The sequence below is a fragment of the Neobacillus thermocopriae genome (genome assembly GCF_010975035.1).
Classification (GTDB): domain Bacteria; phylum Bacillota; class Bacilli; order Bacillales; family Cytobacillaceae; genus Neobacillus; species Neobacillus thermocopriae.
Genome location: NZ_JAAIUV010000005.1, coordinates 100,093 through 116,685 on the forward strand (window position 1 = coordinate 100,093; position 16,593 = coordinate 116,685).

The window sequence follows — 16,593 nt, forward strand, 5'->3', positions numbered from 1 at the left end:
CACCGTTTTATTATAAACATGGAATGGCTCAAAATCAAAAAAAGCCCGCCCTCAGCCGGACAGGCATATTTTAGGAGGATCGTTCCTTCTGTTTTAATCATCACTTTGATAAAGGAACTAACCCTCTCACTATTATTTCACCCAGCCTAAAAGCATTTCACGAATTAATTTGCTTGCTGTGTTGACTGTTTGTTCAGATACATCATAGATTGGCGCAACTTCTACTAGATCCGCACCAACTACCTTCACTTCTGAACGGGCAATCTCATGAATAGAAGCAAGAAGTTCACGAGATGTAATACCACCTGCATCAACCGTACCCGTTCCTGGTGCATGGGCAGGATCTAGAACATCAATGTCAATGGTAACATAAACCGGACGTCCGGCAAGCTTTGGTAAAATTTCCTTTAACGGTTCGAGAACTTCGAACTTAGAAATATGCATGCCATTTTTCTTTGCCCACTCAAATTCTTCCTTCATTCCGGAACGAATACCGAAAGAATACACGTTTTGCGGCCCAATTAAATCCGCAATTTTACGGATTGGCGTGGAATGGGACAAAGGCTCGCCTTCATAATGCTCTCTTAAATCTGTATGGGCGTCCATATGAATAATCGCTAAATCTGGATATTTCTTATAGACAGCTTTCATCACTGGCCAAGAAACTAAATGTTCTCCACCCATACCTAGAGGAAATTTTCCTGCTGCAAGGACTTTGTCAACAAAATCCTCAATGATATCAAGGCTCTTTTGCGCATTTCCAAATGGCAGTGGGATATCACCCGCATCAAAGTATTTTACCTCTTCTAATTCACGGTCAAGATATGGGCTGTATTCCTCTAAACCAATAGAAACTTCGCGAATTCGCGCTGGACCAAAGCGTGACCCTGGGCGATAGCTTACCGTCCAATCCATTGGCATTCCATATAAAACAACTTGGCTTTCCTCAAAATTTGGGTGGCTCTTTATAAACACATTCCCTGAATATGCTTCATCAAAACGCATCCAAACTCCTCGCTTTCTATTTCATTTTTAAAAGGGGCAATGTTGAACTTCTTGGACGTGAGCTCAAGAAATCCTTTCCCTTTACACACTACCCCTCAATCAAAGGACAGAAACCTCTTTATTTAAGTAAATCTCCAACAAATTTTGGCAATACAAAGCAAGCTTTGTGTAATTCTTTTGTGTAATATTTCGTTTCGATTTCGTGGAAACGGTCATCACTAACTTCTAGTGGATCGTATTTCTTAGAACCGATCGTGAATGCCCACATACCGCTTGGATAAGTTGGGATATTCGCTACATACAAACGAGTAATTGGGAAGATTTCGCGTACATCACGTTGCACGTTGCGAATTAAATCTGCCTTAAACCATGGGTTATCAGACTGCGCAACAAAAATTCCATCTTCCTTTAATGCTTTCGCAATTCCCGCATAAAAACCTTTTGTAAACAGATTTACTGCAGGACCAACCGGCTCTGTTGAATCAACCATGATTACATCATACTCATTTTCACTTTTTGCAATATGCATGAAACCGTCATCTACACGGACTTCCACACGCGGGTCATCCAATTTACCTGCAATCTCAGGTAAGAACTTCTTCGAATACTCAATTACTTTTCCATCTATATCGACAAGCGTTGCTTTTTTTACGCTTGGGTGCTTTAACACTTCGCGAATTACTCCGCCGTCACCGCCACCGACAACGAGAACTTGCTCTGGATTTGGATGAGTAAATAATGGCACGTGAGCTACCATTTCATGATAGACAAACTCATCCTTTACAGACGTCATAACCATGCCATCAAGTAGCAGCATGTTTCCCCATTCCGCTGTTTCTACCATTTCTAGCTTTTGAAACTCCGTTTGTTCTGTATGTAAAGTCTTATTTACTTTCATTGTAATACCAAAGTTTTCTGTTTGTTTCTCAGTAAACCATAATCCAGCCATTTTTCCATCTTCCTTTCTCATTTTTTTCTAATAATAAAACTGCTGAATCAGTCTAATGCTTTTCGTATTTTTTCCAGTATAAATATCGAAAACACTTCAATTTTATACTACCCAAACTATTGAATTACAAACACACGAAAAAGTCTAGTAAAAACTAAAGAAATATTTCAAATTTCATCAATTCATGTTTAAAATCTCTCTATTTTTTCAATACTATTACTATCCAATTTTTTCTAACAAGAAAAAGCGCACGATCAAATGGTGACCGGGCGCTTTTATGGTGGGGGGAACCAATGTGGAAATCATGACTGACCATGGGTTTCGAAAAACAATAAAAATCTTACGTGCGCTGTTGTTCATTAGTTTAATAGGAATGATTGGAGCACTCCTTTTCTTCGTCGGTATCCTTACTTATGCTAAAATACTTGGACCACCAACACTAGCGGTTCCGCAGTCGACCTTGATCTTCGCCGATGACGGTACCCTAATTGGGGAAAGCCACAATGGTCAAAAGCGGTACTGGGTGAAATTAGATAATATCTCAAAGGACCTTGTAAATGCGACGATTTCCATTGAAGATAAAAACTTTTACGAGCATCACGGTTTTGATTACAAACGTATCGGAGGGGCAGTCCTCGCTGATATTCAAGCATTTGCCAAGGTACAAGGGGCCAGCACCATCACGCAACAATATGCGCGAAATCTATTTCTTAAACACGAGAAAACATGGACACGCAAACTCAGCGAGGCTTTTTATACCATTCGTCTCGAAATGAATTATTCAAAAAAAGAAATTCTAGAAGGCTACTTAAATACAATCTATTACGGCAACGGCGCCTATGGTATAGAAGCGGCGAGCCAATATTATTTTGGAAAAAAAGCCTCGGAATTAAATCTGGCAGAAGCAAGTCTACTTGCCGGTATTCCAAAGGGGCCCAACATTTATGCACCAACAAGCTCCATGGAAAACGCCAAAACCCGTCAGAAAATCATTTTACAGAGCATGGTCAATGATGGTTTTATTTCCAAAAATCAGGCCGAGACTGCTGCAGCACAGCCGCTTACAATTGTAGGTAAACATACGACACCAAAAGTGAAAATTGCACCCTATTTTCAGGATGCAGTAAAAAACGCCCTTAAAAATCAACTGAATTTAGATGATCGAACCATTGCGCTAGGTGGCTTAAAAGTCTACACAACACTCGATCTGAAGCAGCAAAAAAAGGCCGAGGAGCAAATTGCTCAAGTGGTGAATGAGTCATCAGAAATTCAAGTCGGCTTAATTGCCATGAATCCGAAAAACGGTCATGTCAAAGCGATGGTTGGTGGTAGAGATTATGAGAAAAGTCCATTTAACCGTGCTGTTCAAGCCATCCGCCAGCCAGGCTCTACGATTAAACCGATTCTTTATTATGCTGCCCTAGAACACGGATTCACACCTTCCTCAACGATGAGAAGTGAATATACAACGTTTCATTTTGATAACGGCCAGGCTGATTACACGCCACATAATTTTAATAACAAGTATGCTAACGACGAAATTACTCTCGCCCAGGCACTCGCGGTTTCTGATAATATTTTTGCCGTGAAAACTCATCTTTTTCTGGGAGAAGGGACATTGATTGAAACAGCAAAAAAATTTGGCCTGTCCACGAAAATGAAGGATGTCCCATCACTAGCTCTGGGTACTTCTGGAGTTCGGGTTATTGAAATGGCAAACGCCTACAGTATGTTTGCTAATGGTGGCAACAAGGTTCATCCAACATTAATTACAAGAGTCGAAGATTCAAACGGCAATATTATCTTTGAAAAAGAAGAAACAAAAGAAAAAGTATTGGATGAAGCGAAAGCATTTGTCATGACGCATATGATGACCGGTGTGTTCGACCCGAAGCTAAACGGTTATACCAAGGTGACAGGAAGCACCATCCTCAAAGACTTAACCCGCCCCTATGCTGGTAAATCGGGTTCCACAGAAACGGACAGCTGGATGATCGGTTTTGCCCCACAGCTCGTTACCGCTGTTTGGGTGGGGTACGATGCCAGTAAGCCGATTGAGATACCGGAGGAAAAGTCATACGCAAAAAAAATTTGGGCTAAGTTCATGGAGGCAGCCCTTGACGGCAAATCCGTACGAGCCTTTAAACCTCCTAAAGAAGGCGTGGTCGGCCTTTATGTCAATCCGGCCAACGGCAAACTAGCGACAAAAGATTGTCCAATTCGTCGCTTAACTTATTACATCGAAGGAACCGAACCGACCGAATACTGTACCGAACATATTGGTCATAAGGATAAAAAGAATGAAGGAAAAGAAAAGAAAATCCCATGGTATAAACGAATTATGCCATGGAGCTAAACAGTTCTCGAAGTCGACGATTTCCTTTCTTATCTTACGAAAAAAGCTCCGGGTTGCCCCGGAGCTTTTTTCTGTCCTAGTCTTACAGTGTGCTCACACTGATTTTATACTACCCATTTTTTAAGAAAACTACAAGAGATTCAAACTTTTTATTTTTGCAAAAAAATGAATTAGACATCAAGCAAGCTTTTTTTCAGTTCATCAGAGGAGTTATTCCATAATTCTTCATTGTGGTTACGAAGGAATTCTCCAAGCACCCGCTTCGATTTTTCATCCATATGATCCACGATAATATGGCGCTTCAGCGACTTATCCATACGGTTCACATGCTCAGGCAGCGACTTATAGCCTCGGCGGATTTCACGATCGACAGTCATGTAACAAGCTGCTACTCCGGCATAATAAGGTCCTTCCTCGTTGCGGTCAATCGTCACCCAAACGAGCCAATATGGCTTCCCATTTGGAACCTCATCCTGATTCGGCAAAAATTTAATACCCTTTTCAACAGCACTACGAGCATGCATCGCACCAATGTCAATTTCCGCTTCCCCTGCCTCGATATCAATAATAACCGGTGACACATTATCCAGGCTCAAAACTCCTTTACCAAAGCCCTTGTGTCCGTCCAAGGGATCATTTTTGATAATATTAAAACTCATCTTTTTCTTTTTTTCTTCCATAGATGTTTGAAACCTCCTTATAAAAACAAACCATAAAAAAAGTTGCTTAATCCTCCTAAAACCCAAGGAACCACTATATTAAAGATTGGATGAATTGTGTACTGATCCAGTGGTGTGATTACTAAAATTAAAAAAATGAGAATTCCATACTGTTCATATTGTGTCATTTTTGCTCTTATCTCATTGGGCGCAAGGTCCTCAACAATTCGATACCCATCAAGTGGTGGAAATGGAAGAAGATTAAAGATAAACAACACCACATTCAGACTGATAAATATCTCCAAAAAGGTGAAGAAATTTTCTGATGCTGGGATACCGAACCGATAAATGGATGCAGCAATGATAAAACCTATACTTGCCAATAACAGGTTACTCAGCGGTCCGGCTGCAGAAACAAGAATACCGGCTAGCCGTGGCTTTTTAAAGAAAAACCGGTTTACCGGCACTGGACGGGCCCAGCCAAACCCGGCTATAAAAATAAAAATCGTTCCAATCGGGTCAAGATGCTGAATCGGATTTAATGTCAATCTGCCTTGTTTTGCCGCCGTATGGTCACCAAATTTATATGCAACATAGGCATGGGCGAATTCGTGAAGTGTAAAGGCAAACACAAGTGTAATTGCGACATAGGGAATCAGTTCTAATGGGTAGGCCAAAAATCGGTCCAAAGGCGTTTCTCCTCCTTTATTCGCGAATCGCGTCTTCTCTCTATTTTACCATTTAGTATAACTGAAACTGGTTTGAAATAGAAAATCTTACGTGCTTCGGTTTCTTGCAGATTTTTGCAAATTGTGGAACACTATTAACCGTAAAGGACAGGCAAGCCTGATAAAATGGTAGGAGGACGATTTTATGCCATATGTAACCGTAAAAATGCTTGAGGGACGCACAGAGGAACAGAAGAGAGAACTCGTTAAAAAAGTAACCGACGCTGTCAGTGAAACGACCGGCGCCCCAAAAGAAAACATTGTTGTTTTCATTGAAGAAATGACTAAAAACCATTACGCTGTAGGTGGCGTGCGATTAAGTGACAAATCACCAGGATGATATAGCCATCACCTCTATGATCGTAGAGCAGAGAGCAAGGCTTTTTTGCCGCTAGGGTGTTTGTGCTATTTTATTCTTTATTTCCGAACTGAATACAACAACGCCCGGACTTCCTAAAATAAGGTGTCCGGGTATTTTTCAATTATGCCACTGGTTGTCCTGTTTTTCCTTTCAACATTTCAATGTATGCATAAGCTTCATCAATCTCGGTTTCGGTATAGCGCTGGCTACTTTTAAGTGTAAACACCTTGGAAGCAACCTCATCTTTTGGTAGATTATCAAAATATAAAACGGTCGATACAAGTTCAAGAAATCTAGCATTCTGGTCGTTCATATCGTTAAAACATTCCTTTAAAAACGGCATGTCCACCTCATTTAAACTCAAAAACTCTTTGCCCGATTCGGTTAGCGTGTAACGGTATTGGTAATACCCGCCTTTTTTCTCCTTCACTTCATTAAGAAACCCCATATTGCAAAGCTCTTCCACTCTTGTTGTCAATTCTTCTGAATAAGGGCCGTAAAAATGAAATTGAAAACGTTCTTGGAAAGGGAAGTCCATTTTTTTTGCAATATATATCATCTTTTGAAGCTTTTTTCTCCCGATAATTTCACCGGAAACCATAATTGCCTGCATTAGCTTGGCATGATCTTTCAGCAATGTTCGCTCATCTCCTACTCCATTTAAACAATCTCTAATCCAAAAGGGCACGTATTTGTTTTTTAACCGCTGAATGATTTGATTCATCTTCGAGAAAATCAGCAGGATAATAGAGTTTATGGTCCGTTCTTCGTTTTCCGGAAATCGAATCAACAATTTCAGATTCCCGTGAAAGCTCCCTCAATTCTCCATTTTTCATTAACAAATGAATCGGTAGTCGCTCTTCTTCTTCTCCTGGACGATAGAAATCATATGGTAAATCCGAAGAGGAATCGACGACCAAATAATAGTCTGGATCAATGCCTGCTTTTACAAAAAGTGTCGTTAATTCTGCCAGCTTTTTGTATTCCTTAGCTGGATCAAACTCTGCATATTTAAATAGATTACGATTAACAAAACGGCGGCACAGATCACTTAAGATAGGATCTTCCTCTTCCTGCCAGATTTGAAAATAATACATAATCACGGCTTCATCTAATTTTAAGTAGTCTTCTAATGTAACAATTTCATGGAAAATGGATATAAAGTGAATGGGCTCATATTTAAACGTGTAGTTTTTCTTAAACAATTCTTTTGCACGGTGGAGGATTTTCGTTAAAATAACCTCCGCACTTCGGGATACAGGGTGAAAATAAACTTGCCAGTACATTTGGTAACGACTCATGATATAGTCTTCGACTGCATGCATGCCACTTTTTTTTATGACGACTTGATCTTCTCGTGGGCGCATCACACGCAAAATTCGTTCCATATCAAATTGGCCATAGCTCACCCCTGTAAAATAAGCATCACGCTGCAGGTAATCCATACGGTCAGCGTCAATTTGACTGGAAATCATACTGACTATCAGCTTTTTCTCAGAGGTTTTTCCAATGACTTCTGCCACTTTCTGAGGAAAGTCAGGGCTTACTCTAGTGAGGACTTGATTGACTTCGGTATCTCCTAAAATAATGGCTCGAGTGAATTCTTCATGGTCAAAATCAAACACTTTTTCAAAGGCGTGAGAAAATGGCCCGTGTCCAAGATCATGGAGTAGAGCTGCACATAAAGTAAGTAGGCGGTCTTCATCATTCCATGCTGGCCTACCGGCAAACACATCATCAATCATTCTACGGACAATTTCATATACACCAAGGGAATGATTAAATCGGCTATGCTCAGCCCCATGGAACGTCAAAAAGGTCGTACCTAGCTGCTTAATCCTCCGAAGGCGCTGAAACTCCTTCGTCCCAATTAAATCCCAAATCACCCGATCACGTACATGGACATACCGATGCACTGGATCCTTGAACACTTTCTCCTCACTTAACTTCTCCGCCGAATACACCATAAAGTTCCCTCTTCCTCAACTTCCACATAATACTTGATTCTATTATATCCCCATATCAAAGGTAAATCATCCAAATTTCAACAATTTTCTTCGGTAATGTATGAAACACCGTACATGGACACAGCTACCCTTATTTTATATTAAATTTCTAACACTATTTCCAAAAAAAGGATTCCTCTCATTACTTTCAAATAAAAAATCACCTTGTCACTTCGTTCAAAGGTGATTATTTTAGCTTTTTATTAATTTTCTCTATTAATTCGTCTTCAGTTAGGGCCGCAAGCGGTCGATTGTTTACGAAAGCAAAGGTTTTCTTTCGTCCAGGTCCACAATAAGACTGGCAGCCTATTTTGATTTCGGCATTTGGATCAATTTCCTTTAAACGGGGAATTAACGTTTTTAAGTTTACGGCCTGACAATCATCGCATACGCGAAATTCATTAGCCATTTTCTACATCCCTTTCTAACATCTCTATAATTCATAGTCTAACCAACGTATATATATAATTTTCACCAAACAATCATCATATCTGATCGGCAAAAAATGAAAAACATCCAGCCTTAACTCCTACCGTATTGTACATGTTCTCCGACCACAATGCAAGCTGCAAACATGTATTCAAATTAAGATTCTTCCACTATTTACCATACTTTAAATTATTTACCTCATTCATTTATAGTTAGCTATTAGCAAAAAAATCTATTATCCTTTTAACCATTTTGGTATAAACCATAGAAAACTTGTCCATCATAAGACTAGAACTTATATACATTCGTCGGATTTTTACTGACGGTTAAATAAATCCAGTAGGGAGTTGAAAGAGATGAAAGTTCGTCAAGATGCATGGACTGAAGAGAATGATCTTCTGTTGGCCGAAACGGTTCTTCGACATGTACGTGAAGGTAGCACACAGCTGAACGCCTTTGAAGAAGTAGGGGACAAGCTAAACCGAACCTCCGCAGCCTGTGGCTTCCGATGGAATGCTGTTGTCCGTCACCGCTATGAAAAAGCCTTACAATTAGCTAAAAAACAACGCAAACAAAGACAGAGAATTCTAGGAAAAGACCAAGGTGGCAAGAAAAAATTACTATACAATCCGCCAGTTCCTAAGGTAGAGGATTTGCAAGATATTCCACTAACAGCAGATTTGTCAGTTGATACAACTGCCAATAAGTCAGATATGACCGTAGAATTAGCCACGGAAACCTTTATTCAACCAACAGCAACACAGGCACCAACTGAAATGACGATCGATACCGTGATTGCCTTTTTGGAAAACTTTAAACATTCCAATCTGCAAAATATCGCTTTAAAAAGTGAGAATGAAAGATTGAAAAAAGAAATTGCTGATTTGAGAAAACAAAACGAAGAAATGAGCATGAAGATTAAGGAACTCGAGGAAAATAAGGAAACAATGCAAGAAGATTACGAGACCTTAATGAAGATCATGAACCGAGCACGCAAGCTTGTATTATTTGAAGAAGAAGAAAGACCTGCTACGAAATTCAAAATGGATCGTAACGGAAACTTAGAAAAAGTAGCGGAATAAAGTATAAGATAATTATAAAGGCGATTCTATGTTGACGGACCACTTAGGCGCTCAACTAGATATTTATTGAAGTAAAATATGAAAAAGCCGTAAACCTACCATAGAGGATTACGGCTTTTTTGCTCTTAACTCACAAAAATTTTCCATTCCGCTCTACAATTCTTTGATAATACCCCGGCAAAAGATCCATTTCAAATTCATTTAACGAACCGCCATATATTCTCCCACTATTTCGCTTCAATTCCTGTAACAACCTTAGCATTATATCTCCTATAGTAAAATCAGTTTCTAATAACTCTGATAAAGACGCCATTACCTCAGGAACAATAGATGGATAAACAAATTTCGTCGTTACGTCCTTTTTAGCAATCCGATAAAATTCTCGAATCAGTTCAGCACGCTTTGATCCGCTGCCATTCACACATAAATAAATTTGTACCGCTACTCCTTTTTTTAAACGGCGTTGAGAAATACCAGCAAACTTTTTCCCACCTATGCTTAGGTCGTAACTTCCAGGACAATAAGAACCAACAATTTCTCTCGCCTCAATCTCGTGAGGAAAATCAGCAAACATACGACGAATTAAAGTCCACATCGCATCATATCCACGATTAATATCTATTCCTTTTTCTACCTCTGGAAAAATTAATGATAAATTAAGGACTCCTTCATCCAGAACGACCGCAAGGCCTCCAGAGTTCCTTACAATAGACTGATAACCCTTCTCGTTTAAAAATTGAACGCCTTCCTGTAAAAATGGCAGTTTCGTATCTTGGATTCCCAAAACAATCGTATTGTGATGTACCCAGGTACGTGCCGTCGCCGGCGCCTTACCTGCTCCGATAGAGGCACACAGTGTATCATCAGTGGCAAAAGATTGCAACGCATGAAAATGCGACCCTAGCGCTGACTGGTCAATGATTCGCCATTCAGGCTGGTTCAATAAAACTTCCATGTTCGTAACTCCTTGAATGTTTGATGAGGATATTTTATCAAAATAACTGTCAAAAAAGAAGGAGCGTAAGCGACCCGCTCAACGGCGTATGGCCACCAAAACAAATGATGTAAACTCAACGTAGGGTGGGGAGCAATAGCAGGATAGTTCCTTAATCGTGCATTCTAAAAAGGAAAATTTATTTACAGATCATAAAAAAAGAGCTGGCCTAATAATCAGACCAACCCTTTATGATATCCTATAATGCCTGCGCTGCTGTAATTAATGCAAGCTTGTAAACATCTTCTTCATTACATCCGCGAGAAAGGTCGTTTACCGGACGGTTCAAGCCTTGTAAAATCGGGCCGACTGCCTCGAAACCACCTAAACGCTGAGCAATTTTGTAGCCAATGTTACCTGCTTCAAGGCTTGGGAAAATAAAGACATTCGCATCCCCCTGAATCGGTGAACCTGGCGCTTTGCTTTTTGCCACTGAAGGAACAAACGCAGCATCAAATTGGAACTCACCATCCAATACTAAAGAAGGCTCACGACGCTTCGCTTCTTCCACAGCAGCCACAACCCGTTCTGTTTCTTCTGACTTCGCAGAACCCTTTGTTGAGAATGAAAGCATAGCCACGCGTGGCTCGATATCAAACATCTCTGCTGTTTTCGCACTTTCAATCGCAATTTCTGCTAAATCCATACTGTCCGGCGCAATATTGATCGCACAATCAGCAAACACATACTTTTCGTCGCCGCGAACCATTATGAACACACCAGAGGTCTTCTTTACGCCTTCCTTCGTCTTAATAATTTGCAGTGCAGGGCGAACCGTATCTGCTGTAGAGTGAGTTGCACCACTTACCAAACCGTCTGCTTTATTTACATACACTAGCATGGTACCAAAATAGTTGACATCCAATAAAATCTTTCGTGCCTGCTCTTCAGTTGCTTTTCCTTTCCGACGCTCAACAAAAGCTGCCACAAGCTCGTCCATTCCTTCATAGCTTGCAGGGTCAAAAATTTGTGCACCTTCCAGAGAAACCCCAAGCTCCTGTGCCTTTGCCTGAACTTGATCAGCAGCCCCAATTAAAAGCGGAGTTACTAAATTTTCCTCTGCCAAACGGCTGGCAGCTTTTAAAATCCGTTCATCCAAAGCTTCTGGGAATACAATTCTCAATCCGCGACCGGATACTTTTTTCTTTAATCCTTCAAATAAATCACTCAAAGCCCAAACCTCCCATTAACTATTCATTACTAGCATACTTTACCACCCTGAAAATTCAAGATAAGCTCATCACTGATAGCGCTTTCATAAAAAAGTTCTTTTTTTCAAAAAATTATATTTACCTATTTACTATTTGCTATTTTTTATAAAAATATTCTCTACCTGATAACGGTTTTTCCCCGTAAAGGTTTTTTTGGACATTGATTGGGGAAACTATGATATAGTAAATATAGTTATTGAACTATGATTTTTTAGGAGTGATTATTAATGAGCGAAGCAGCACAAACACTTGATGGCTGGTATTGCTTACATGATTTCCGTACCGTTGATTGGACAACATGGAAGATGCTTTCAAGTGATGAGCGCCAAACGGCCATTCACGAATTCTTAAGTTTAATTGAAAAATGGAATACCACTCAAGATAAAAAAGAAGGCAGCCATGCATTATATACAATTGTTGGGCAAAAAGCAGACTTTATGATGATGATTCTTCGTCCAACAATGGAAGAATTAAACGAAATTGAAACCGAATTCAACAAAACAAAATTTGCTGAATTTCTCATTCCAGCCCATTCCTATGTATCAGTGGTAGAGTTAAGTAATTACTTGCCTGCTGGGGAAGACCCTTACCAAAATCCGCAAATTTTGGCACGCCTTTATCCAATTCTTCCGAAAGCCAAACATGTTTGCTTCTATCCAATGGATAAACGCCGCCAAGGTAATGATAACTGGTACATGCTACCGATGGAAGAACGCCGAAACTTAATGCGCTCTCACGGTATGATTGGCCGCAAATATGCTGGTAAAGTGAAACAAATTATTACTGGATCTGTCGGATTTGATGATTACGAGTGGGGTGTAACCCTGTTCTCAGATGATGTTCTTCAGTTTAAAAAGCTTGTTTATGAAATGCGCTTTGACGAAGTAAGTGCCCGCTACGGCGAGTTCGGCTCCTTCTTTGTCGGCAATATTTTAGAGGAAGAAAACATTTCAACATTCCTTCATGTATAAATAAATAAAAGCTCCCAGTGATCACATTGATCTGCATTCTTTAAAGTAAAATTTCCTAAATGGATAGCACTGTTTTAAGAATGGGTGATCAACACAAAGCTGGGGGCTTTTTTTTTATGAAATAAGGAGGACAACGCTGCTGACCAGAGTGCTTACGCTTTTCTATTAAGATAAGAATTGGTATTTAAGACTTAGAGAATTGTCTAGCTTCAGCACCCTAGCGGCTAGAATCCTTCAGTCTCCGCCCTACGATAAGTCAACATCGATTTGTTTTGGGATCTTCGTGTTTCCTTTATCTCAGTTGGAGACTTCCAGGCTTTATGCCGCTGACCAGGGTGCTTACGCTTTTCTTTCTTAAAGTCATATATTCGGACTTTCCCTCATATTAATTAAACAGTGAGTATATGAACCCAGTTGGGTTTCTTGAGTAAATATAGACTGTTAGGCCATGATTTATTTTTAGGAGGGAATAAAATGAACCAATTTTACAATCCTCAAGGTTTTCAACCATATTCTGGAATGACCGGTACTGGTGGAATGGCAGGGGGCACTACTCCTGGAGGGCAGGGATTTAACGGAGGAATGCCGGGCACCCAATCTGGTGGAGTTCCTGTTCAGCCAGGGTTCCCGCAATTTCCGCCAGCGGGGGCAGGAACCGGTACTCAGCCAGGCAGCCAAGTTCCGGGCATGCTCCCACTCGAGCAATCCTACATTGAAAACATTTTACGGTTAAACAAAGGCAAGTTAGTCACTGTCTTTGCCACTTTCGAGGGCAATAATCAATGGAATGCCAAAGAATTCAAAGGAATTATTGAAGCAGCAGGAAGAGACCACGTTATCTTGAGTGATCCGCAATCCGGCACACGTTACTTAATTCCAATGATTGCCGTTGACTACATTACTTTCTCGGAAGAAATTGAATACGAATATCCATTTGGGACGGGAGCATCATTAAGTACGTTCCCTCCAAGATAATAGAAAAAAGCATTGAGAGTGTTTTGATAAACTCCCTTTAAGATAAAAAATACCTTTGGGGAGCATATCAACTCTCAATGCTTTTATAGATTTTTCACTGCCCCTATCATCATCATCACCCAGGCCGCCAAAAAGCAAACTCCTCCGATGGGTGTGATGGCACCTAGCGGACCAATTTTCGTTATGCTTAACAAGTACAAGCTGCCACTGAAAAAAATAATTCCAATTAGCATGAGCCATCCAGACCACGTAAACAAAGAGCTTGTCGCTGCCTTTCCAAGGAGTAGGGCAATGACCAATAATCCAGCGGCATGAAACATTTGGTATTGCACTCCTGTTTTCCAAATGTCTAAATAATAAGGTTCAAGCTTATCCTTTAATCCATGTGCTCCAAAGGCGCCAAGAGCAACAGCTAAAAAGGCATTAACCGCACCTATGATGATAAAAGTTTTCATTCTTTCCTTCTCTCCTTTTAAAAATCAAACAGCGAATCACCGTTCGCACCGTCATCCATATCCAATTTTTTTGGCTGTGAAATGGATGGCTGTTGTTGTTGAAAAATAGGTTGGGAGATTGCTGCCTGTTCTATTGACTGCTGCCGAACGGGTTGAGAAACCGTTTCTAAAAATTCGTTTCCTACTTGCTTTTCATCTAAAATTAATTCGCATAATATTTTAATAGAGTGAATCCTTTCCCGCAAACTTTCCGTCTTTTGACTAGTTCTCGCCTGCTGCAATTCTTCTTCCATTTTCATTAATAGTTTTTGAACAGATATATTCACGATTCAAAACCTCGCTCTTTTGCTTCCGCTTTTAATCTTCATGTATCTTGTTTTTTTCAAAAAACAATCCTCGACTTTTTATCAATGTTCCACATGAAACATATCGAAAAATGTCGTTTATGATGAAAATCAGTCAAATTATGCACCTTAAAATCTACACCTTTTTAGACACTGGGTGGCACAATATTATCCTAAAATACGTTGATAAATCGTTTTGGCATGAATCAAGTCTTTCGTTCCATGAATAAGGGCACGCCCGTCTTGGAAAATGACCATCCGCTCACTACCCATTTCCACGGATAATAAATAAGGATTGCCCTTTACTTTATATCCAAGTGAAAGGAGTTGGGTAGCAAGTCTTTCCAATGAAATCTTCCCCTGGTTAGACGGTCGGATTTGAACAGTATCCCTCCCACATAAGACGGTCGATTTTGTCATATTTTCACGGTCTAAGTACGGGTATGTTCGATCCTCACCACATGACAAACAGCCAGCAAATTTCGCCTTTCCCATTTTTAAGCTAGTGTACTGATTCCTCCATAAATCAAAGCTGACAAATGAAGTCCGGACAGCCTCCCAATCCTCCACAAGTATTTTCAATGCTTCTGCTGTTTGATGAGAGATGACCATTTGGACGGTTGGGGAAATGATGCCACCCGTATCACAAGTCATTCCCTGCAGAGGAATAGTGCGTAAAAGGCAATTTAAACAAGGGGTTTTACCAGGAATAATGGAAAAACTCATCCCAAAACTACCGACACACGCTCCATAAATCCAAGGGACATTATATTTTTGGGAAATGTCGTTTATTATCATCCGCGTTTCAAAGTTATCCGTGGCATCAATCATGACATTAACGTCACTTATAAGCTCCTCTAGCACTTCCGGAATAGCGTCATCAATCAATGCCCGAATCTCAACATCCGAATTAATAGCCCGTAGCCGTTTTTCCGCTGCCGCAGCCTTTGGCAACTTTTCAGAGACATCCTCTTCCGTATAAAGTTGTTGGCGCTGGAGGTTGCTTTCTTCCACATAATCCCTGTCAATAATGGTTATTTTCCCAACTCCGGCACGAGTGAGGATTTCAGCATTTCCTGACCCCAAGGCTCCGGCACCTATGATCAATACATGCTTATTTCTTATTTTCTCTTGTCCTTCACGGCCGATTCCGGAGAAAAGAATCTGTCTGGAGTAGCGTTCGTTCATATTTTTTCTCCTTTCATATCAGAAAGCAAAAGCGCCTTGTTCAATCCAAAAGGGTTAGGCGCTGGAGCTGGAGCATTCTCAAAAGCCAAACTTTGTAGTTGATTCTACGGTTTCCCTCTGTTTGTGTATTTGCTTCCAATTTTTCAACAAGGTTTTTTTATAATTAAAATTTCCTATAACGATCAGCCCCCACTGACTGGCGGAATAAAGGCAATCTCGTCTCCGTCTTGGATTACCTCATCATTAGAAGCAAATTCTTCATTAATCGCCGTCATTACCGTTTCCATTCGAGGCAGATGATATTTCTCCGTCAACTCTTCCTTTAACTCGCCGACAGTTTTCCCACTGGCATTGATCTCGATTAACTCCTTACCCACAGCATCACGTAGATGGGCAAAAAATAGCACTTTATTCATGTAAATCATCCTCCTCGGGCTTGCCGCTTGGATAGGCCTTTGTTTCAAGCTGGTTTCCTATCCATTCTTCGCCATCTTCCCAATGCTCTTTTTTCCAAATAGGAACTATTTCCTTAATCCGTTCAATAGCATAGCGATTCGCTTCATATGCATCGGCACGGTGAGGCGTTGATACTGCAATGACGACTGCTACATCCGTAATATCCAAACGCCCGACCCGATGAGTAATCGCCACCTTTGAGCCTTGCCAACGTTCCTCAATTTCACGACCAATCTGCTCAAGCTTTTTGACCGCCATTGATTCATAAGCTTCATATATTAAAAATAGTGTTCTCTTTCCATGTGTTAATTCCCGGACAGTACCAATAAAGGTGGTAATCGCTCCTGCTTCGCGTTGGACCACCTTATCAATAACCTCTTGTATGTTGATTGGCTCCTTTGTAATTTCAAAAAACTTCAACTAA

The 16,593-nt window shown here is 40.4% G+C and carries 19 protein-coding genes; 5 read left to right on the forward strand and 14 right to left on the reverse strand.

The annotated features are described in order from the left end of the window. Positions 1 to 132: 132 nt before the first annotated feature. Entirely contained in the window at positions 133 to 1,005 is an 873-nt protein-coding gene (speB, locus tag G4Z05_RS05155; protein WP_038537887.1) for an agmatinase, read from the reverse strand. A gap of 118 nt (positions 1,006 to 1,123) precedes the next feature. Continuing rightward, positions 1,124 to 1,954: a spermidine synthase gene (gene speE, locus G4Z05_RS05160; protein WP_038537890.1), complete on the reverse strand. Its 831-nt coding sequence runs from the start codon at positions 1,952 to 1,954 to the stop codon at positions 1,124 to 1,126. Between the two features lie 295 nt (positions 1,955 to 2,249). Here speE and G4Z05_RS05165 point away from each other — a divergent pair, with 295 nt between their 5' ends. Then, a complete protein-coding gene (locus tag G4Z05_RS05165; RefSeq protein ID WP_163250770.1) occupies positions 2,250 to 4,310 on the forward strand; it encodes a transglycosylase domain-containing protein in 2,061 nt (686 codons plus the stop codon). Positions 4,311 to 4,480: 170 nt separating this feature from the next. On the opposite strand, the gene G4Z05_RS05170 is transcribed toward G4Z05_RS05165, so the two are convergent. After that, on the reverse strand, positions 4,481 to 4,990 hold the full coding sequence (locus G4Z05_RS05170; protein WP_163250771.1) for a YwhD family protein: 510 nt from the start codon (positions 4,988 to 4,990) through the stop codon (positions 4,481 to 4,483). A gap of 17 nt (positions 4,991 to 5,007) precedes the next feature. Continuing rightward, the gene (locus tag G4Z05_RS05175; RefSeq protein WP_163250772.1) at positions 5,008 to 5,658 is read right to left on the reverse strand and encodes a site-2 protease family protein; all 651 of its coding nucleotides are present in this window, start codon (positions 5,656 to 5,658) and stop codon (positions 5,008 to 5,010) included. Positions 5,659 to 5,842: 184 nt separating this feature from the next. On the opposite strand from G4Z05_RS05175, the gene G4Z05_RS05180 reads away from it, so the two are divergent. Continuing rightward, complete coding sequence (locus G4Z05_RS05180) at positions 5,843 to 6,037, forward strand: 2-hydroxymuconate tautomerase (protein ID WP_038537900.1); 195 nt, start codon at positions 5,843 to 5,845, stop codon at positions 6,035 to 6,037. A 142-nt stretch (positions 6,038 to 6,179) separates the two neighbouring features. Here G4Z05_RS05180 and G4Z05_RS05185 read toward each other — a convergent pair whose 3' ends face one another. The 3 genes from G4Z05_RS05185 to G4Z05_RS05195 form a co-directional block, all read right to left on the reverse strand. Continuing rightward, on the reverse strand, positions 6,180 to 6,695 hold the full coding sequence (locus tag G4Z05_RS05185; RefSeq protein WP_163250773.1) for a YwgA family protein: 516 nt from the start codon (positions 6,693 to 6,695) through the stop codon (positions 6,180 to 6,182). Between the two features lie 34 nt (positions 6,696 to 6,729). Beyond that, a complete protein-coding gene (locus tag G4Z05_RS05190) occupies positions 6,730 to 8,025 on the reverse strand; it encodes an HD domain-containing protein (RefSeq protein WP_163250774.1) in 1,296 nt (431 codons plus the stop codon). 226 nt (positions 8,026 to 8,251) lie between these two features. Then, positions 8,252 to 8,473, reverse strand: coding sequence for a YuzB family protein (locus G4Z05_RS05195; protein WP_163250775.1), 222 nt, complete (start codon positions 8,471 to 8,473; stop codon positions 8,252 to 8,254). A gap of 376 nt (positions 8,474 to 8,849) precedes the next feature. Between G4Z05_RS05195 and G4Z05_RS05200 the strand changes: the two genes are divergently transcribed. After that, complete coding sequence (locus G4Z05_RS05200; protein ID WP_163250776.1) at positions 8,850 to 9,575, forward strand: RsfA family transcriptional regulator; 726 nt, start codon at positions 8,850 to 8,852, stop codon at positions 9,573 to 9,575. A 130-nt stretch (positions 9,576 to 9,705) separates the two neighbouring features. Here G4Z05_RS05200 and lipL read toward each other — a convergent pair whose 3' ends face one another. Together lipL and pta are read right to left on the reverse strand one after the other, a co-directional pair. Further along, positions 9,706 to 10,530, reverse strand: a complete 825-nt coding sequence (gene lipL / locus G4Z05_RS05205; RefSeq protein WP_163250777.1) for an octanoyl-[GcvH]:protein N-octanoyltransferase — start codon at positions 10,528 to 10,530, stop codon at positions 9,706 to 9,708. Positions 10,531 to 10,768: 238 nt separating this feature from the next. Continuing rightward, a complete protein-coding gene (gene pta / locus G4Z05_RS05210) occupies positions 10,769 to 11,740 on the reverse strand; it encodes a phosphate acetyltransferase (RefSeq protein WP_163250778.1) in 972 nt (323 codons plus the stop codon). Positions 11,741 to 12,007: 267 nt separating this feature from the next. Here pta and hemQ point away from each other — a divergent pair, with 267 nt between their 5' ends. Next, on the forward strand, positions 12,008 to 12,751 hold the full coding sequence (hemQ, locus tag G4Z05_RS05215) for a hydrogen peroxide-dependent heme synthase (RefSeq protein ID WP_163250779.1): 744 nt from the start codon (positions 12,008 to 12,010) through the stop codon (positions 12,749 to 12,751). A 474-nt stretch (positions 12,752 to 13,225) separates the two neighbouring features. Beyond that, positions 13,226 to 13,726: a spore coat protein GerQ gene (gerQ, locus tag G4Z05_RS05220; RefSeq protein ID WP_163250780.1), complete on the forward strand. Its 501-nt coding sequence runs from the start codon at positions 13,226 to 13,228 to the stop codon at positions 13,724 to 13,726. 83 nt (positions 13,727 to 13,809) lie between these two features. On the opposite strand, the gene G4Z05_RS05225 is transcribed toward gerQ, so the two are convergent. From G4Z05_RS05225 to G4Z05_RS05245, 5 genes are all read right to left on the reverse strand, one after another. Beyond that, the gene (locus tag G4Z05_RS05225; RefSeq protein ID WP_163250781.1) at positions 13,810 to 14,181 is read right to left on the reverse strand and encodes a DUF423 domain-containing protein; all 372 of its coding nucleotides are present in this window, start codon (positions 14,179 to 14,181) and stop codon (positions 13,810 to 13,812) included. Between the two features lie 17 nt (positions 14,182 to 14,198). Continuing rightward, positions 14,199 to 14,507, reverse strand: a complete 309-nt coding sequence (locus G4Z05_RS05230; protein WP_163250782.1) for a YwdI family protein — start codon at positions 14,505 to 14,507, stop codon at positions 14,199 to 14,201. A gap of 186 nt (positions 14,508 to 14,693) precedes the next feature. Next, positions 14,694 to 15,713 (reverse strand): thiazole biosynthesis adenylyltransferase ThiF, encoded by a 1,020-nt coding sequence (locus tag G4Z05_RS05235; protein ID WP_163250783.1) that lies wholly within the window; start codon positions 15,711 to 15,713, stop codon positions 14,694 to 14,696. Positions 15,714 to 15,895: 182 nt separating this feature from the next. After that, on the reverse strand, positions 15,896 to 16,129 hold the full coding sequence (gene moaD / locus G4Z05_RS05240) for a molybdopterin converting factor subunit 1 (RefSeq protein WP_163183143.1): 234 nt from the start codon (positions 16,127 to 16,129) through the stop codon (positions 15,896 to 15,898). Further along, complete coding sequence (locus G4Z05_RS05245; RefSeq protein WP_163250784.1) at positions 16,122 to 16,589, reverse strand: molybdenum cofactor biosynthesis protein MoaE; 468 nt, start codon at positions 16,587 to 16,589, stop codon at positions 16,122 to 16,124. The genes moaD and G4Z05_RS05245 overlap by 8 nt, the downstream gene beginning before the upstream one ends. Between the last annotated feature and the right edge of the window lie 4 nt (positions 16,590 to 16,593).